Here is a 3,296-nt window from a genome sequence, read left to right as displayed (position 1 = left end):
GTGATACCAACCGTTGGCGTATGAGCCAAGGTCGTGATCGCATCAAATTGGGCGTGAAATTTTATTCGAATGCCACGGATGATGAAAGCTAAGCTTCAGTCGCCAGATACCAATTTTTCCAGGAACTGGTTCCACGGACTTCAATGGGTACAGTTGGAATCAGTTTTTCTTTTAGAACGTCAGTCTGTCCCACGGCTTTGGCAAGTCGGGCTTTCACAGAATGAATGCATTCACGATCTCCAAACTCACAGCGATCCAATGTCGTACCACCACAAGGACCATTCGCCAATCCTTTGGGACAAGTTTCAGGGCAAATATATAAAGTATCTCCTAACCTACATTGACCACAACTTTCACAACCCACGACCCCTTGCTTAGAGATAAATTCAGTTTTTAACAATGCTTTTGCTGCAGGCGTATTTTCCCAGAATGAGGCTTTAAAAATAAAATGCCCCACACCTTTGGCAATTTTGGACTCAAATAGAGCCTTGTGCATGAAATGCAATTGCTGATATTTAATAAGCTGGCTAGAGGATGGTTGGCGGGAATAATAAGCTAATTCTGGCACGAGTTCATTTTTAGTCTTCACTTGCCACAGTGCATTCCAGAGTGCTTCGAGTTCCTGTAAACCATAATGTCGATATTGTTCAATATATTTTTCTAAAAGCTTTTGCTCTTCAGGCTTATGGCATGCTGAAAGATGCACACCTGCAAAACCCAAATATTTACACATCAATATTTGTATAGCACAACGTTTATAAGCATTCTCAGTTCGTCCATCCTGTTCTTCCTGAGCCAACACTCGTAACATGTGTGGTGTAATCACAATTCCTGCGACATTATGTTTCACCATAAAATTGGCACGTGCCAAACTAAGTGGCATAACACAAGCAAGTATATTTTGTGGGTATCGATGACGATTTAAAAAAGCCTTGGCTTGTTTTAAAGCCTCCATATCGTAACCCAACTGGGTAACGATAAAGTCTGCTCCTGCTTTAATCTTTTTGTGAAGTTTTAAATATTGTGCATCACGTTCAGCTTCAGCATATTTAAAGGGATTAAAAGCTACACCAATGTGAAATCCACCATAACACTTTGCGGCCATGACCGCATTTACAGACTCTAAATATCGGGTGCGATTCGTTCCATCTTGACTATTTGTATGCCCTTTTAACTTATCACCTGTGAGAAGCAGTAAATTTTTCTGTCCCGAAGCTTGAGTTGATTTTAAGAAGGTCTCAAAATCAGTAATATCCCGACCTTTCCCTGAATAATGGATGATTTTTTCCACTGATGAAGGAAATGTCTTCGCACATTCAAGTGGTGCCAAATCACTATCGGCATGCACTCGATCTGCCAAAGTGATCGCACATGGAAATTCTGCTAAAGACATTGGTACAGCAATGCCTTTAGCAGAACTTAAATATTCCAACAAAATACAAAACTGATTGTGCTTAAAATGGGAAGCAAGCTGTGACATAAAATAAAGGGTGGTGTTTCAAAAAGTATGCTGAAAAAAAGCAGGTTGGATTTTGATAAAATAGAGAAATGCGAATAACTCTAGAAATCAAGTGTCCAGCCTGCCTAAGTGACAGTATAAAGAAAAATGGCACAAAAGTAGATGGTAAGCAAAATTACCAATGTAAAATATGCAGACGTCAATTTATTGGTGATCATGCTCTCAGTTATCAAGGCTGTCACTCAGGTATCAAAACCAAAATATTACACCTCATGGTGCGAGGCAGTGGTGTCAGGGATATAGCAGAAATTGAAAGAGTAAGTATCGGTAAAGTTCTACGGACACTTAGCCAATCAAAATATCAACTTCGAGCACAGCAAAGTCATTATGAAACCCTTGAAGTAGATGAGTTTTGGACTTTTGTTGGTCATAAGCAAAATAAACAATGGCTAATTTATGCCTATCATCGAGAAACAGGTGAAATTGTTGCTTATGTATGGGGTAACCGAGATTTAGCCACTGCAAAACGACTTAAATTAAAATTGAAGCAGTTAGGTGTAAGCTATACATGTATATCAAGTGACCATTGGGATAGCTTTGTTACGACCTTTAAAGAATGCAAACAGTTGATTGGTAAATTTTTCACTGTGGGTATAGAAGGCAATAATTGTCGATTACGGCATCGAATCAGGCGAGGCTTTAGGAGAAGCTGCAACTTCTCCAAAAAGCTTGAAAATCATTTCAAAGCCTTTGATTTAGTGTTCTTTTATATCAATAATGGATTCGTTTAATGCCAGCATACTTTTTGAAACACCACCAAAATAAAGTTCAAATAAAAATGATTGAAGCAGGTCGCTATTATATTCGACCTAACAGAATCAGCCCGATTAATCTTAATCAGGCTGATATAGAAAATTTTAGTCAACAATTATGCAATGAATCTATTCACTACATTCAATCAGGCAACTTTCTCATGAGATTCTCGCTCTAATGTGAAATGAAATGCCTATTCTTCAAGAATATTCTGATACGGCTTAATGAAGTTCTCTTCTGTCCATTTACCTTGCTTAAGATTCAATTGAACACGTTCAACACCGTCATAAACTTTACGAGTTAAGAGAAATCATCATTGTGAACAGACTATTTCTCTAAGTTGATTCATCACAACATGTAATTTATAGCCATAGAACCGGTCCATTGAGCTTTTACCACGAGATGCAATTTTAGATAATGATTTATGGCGGTGAATAGGTTTGCGCAACAAAGCTTATTCTAATTAAAACTTGGATTTCATAACCATTAATTTACAGTACAACTATCAATAAAATCGCCCCACCATTGCATCATTTCCATACGCTGATTAAAATATTCTGCATGATTATAACTTGCACGGGTTTTATTTTTATCAGTATGAGATAGCTGTGCTTCAATCCAATTTGATTGAAATAAACCGGATTCATTTAATATGGTACTAAATGTCGATCGTAACCCATGAGAAGTTAATTCATTTTTAGTATATCCCATTTTTCTGATAATCAAGTTCAGGGTATTAAAATGAATAGGTTTATTATTATTTCGGGGGCTAGAAAACACATATTTTTCGCCATGAGACCAAACGAGTGCTGATTTCACAACTTCAAGTGCTTGATCAGATAGTGGAACAAAAAAATCAGGGATATCATGACCTAAAATAACCTTTCTTCTATATTGTTTAATATGTAAGGCTGGTATTTTCCATATTTTTTTATCTAGATCGAAGTGATGTGGTTCACAAAGCAATAATTCTCCACCACGGACGCCTGTATATAATTTAAATAACAGGGCTTTTTTAATAATA

At 37.1% G+C, this 3,296-nt stretch carries 3 protein-coding genes and 3 pseudogenes; 2 read left to right on the top strand and 4 right to left on the bottom strand.

The genetic code is table 11. The annotated features are described in order from the left end of the window. Positions 1-92 (top strand): annotated as a pseudogene (locus ACNPNW_RS15830) (epoxyqueuosine reductase QueH); the annotation flags it as partial. Here ACNPNW_RS15830 and ACNPNW_RS15825 read toward each other — a convergent pair. Then, positions 89-1,480, bottom strand: a complete 1,392-nt coding sequence (locus ACNPNW_RS15825) for a methylenetetrahydrofolate reductase C-terminal domain-containing protein (protein WP_448767152.1) — start codon at positions 1,478-1,480, stop codon at positions 89-91. The pseudogene ACNPNW_RS15830 and the gene ACNPNW_RS15825 sit on opposite strands and share 4 nt — an antisense overlap. Before the next feature lie 68 nt (positions 1,481-1,548). Between ACNPNW_RS15825 and ACNPNW_RS15820 the strand changes: the two genes are divergently transcribed. Continuing rightward, positions 1,549-2,250 (top strand): IS1 family transposase, encoded by a 702-nt coding sequence (locus ACNPNW_RS15820; protein WP_004282341.1) that lies wholly within the window; start codon positions 1,549-1,551, stop codon positions 2,248-2,250. Positions 2,251-2,465: 215 nt separating this feature from the next. On the opposite strand, the pseudogene ACNPNW_RS15815 reads toward ACNPNW_RS15820, so the two are convergent. From ACNPNW_RS15815 to ACNPNW_RS15805, 3 genes and pseudogenes are all read right to left on the bottom strand, one after another. Continuing rightward, positions 2,466-2,582 (bottom strand): annotated as a pseudogene (locus ACNPNW_RS15815) (putative oxygenase MesX); the annotation flags it as partial. Between the two features lie 9 nt (positions 2,583-2,591). Beyond that, positions 2,592-2,708, bottom strand: a pseudogene (locus ACNPNW_RS15810) (transposase); the annotation flags it as partial. 50 nt (positions 2,709-2,758) lie between these two features. Then, on the bottom strand, positions 2,759-3,296 hold a 538-nt coding region (locus ACNPNW_RS15805; protein ID WP_448767151.1), incomplete at its 5' end, for a tyrosine-type recombinase/integrase.

It is taken from the genome of Acinetobacter endophylla (genome assembly GCF_053543775.1).
This window is presented reverse-complemented; position numbering and strand designations above follow the sequence as displayed.

What these genes read in the sequence shown, in the direction of transcription:
- ACNPNW_RS15825 (WP_448767152.1), bottom strand. Translation starts at nt 1,480, where the DNA reads ATGTCACAGCTTGCTTCCCATTTTAAGCACAATCAGTTTTGTATTTTG.
- ACNPNW_RS15820 (WP_004282341.1), top strand. Translation starts at nt 1,549, where the DNA reads ATGCGAATAACTCTAGAAATCAAGTGTCCAGCCTGCCTAAGTGACAGT.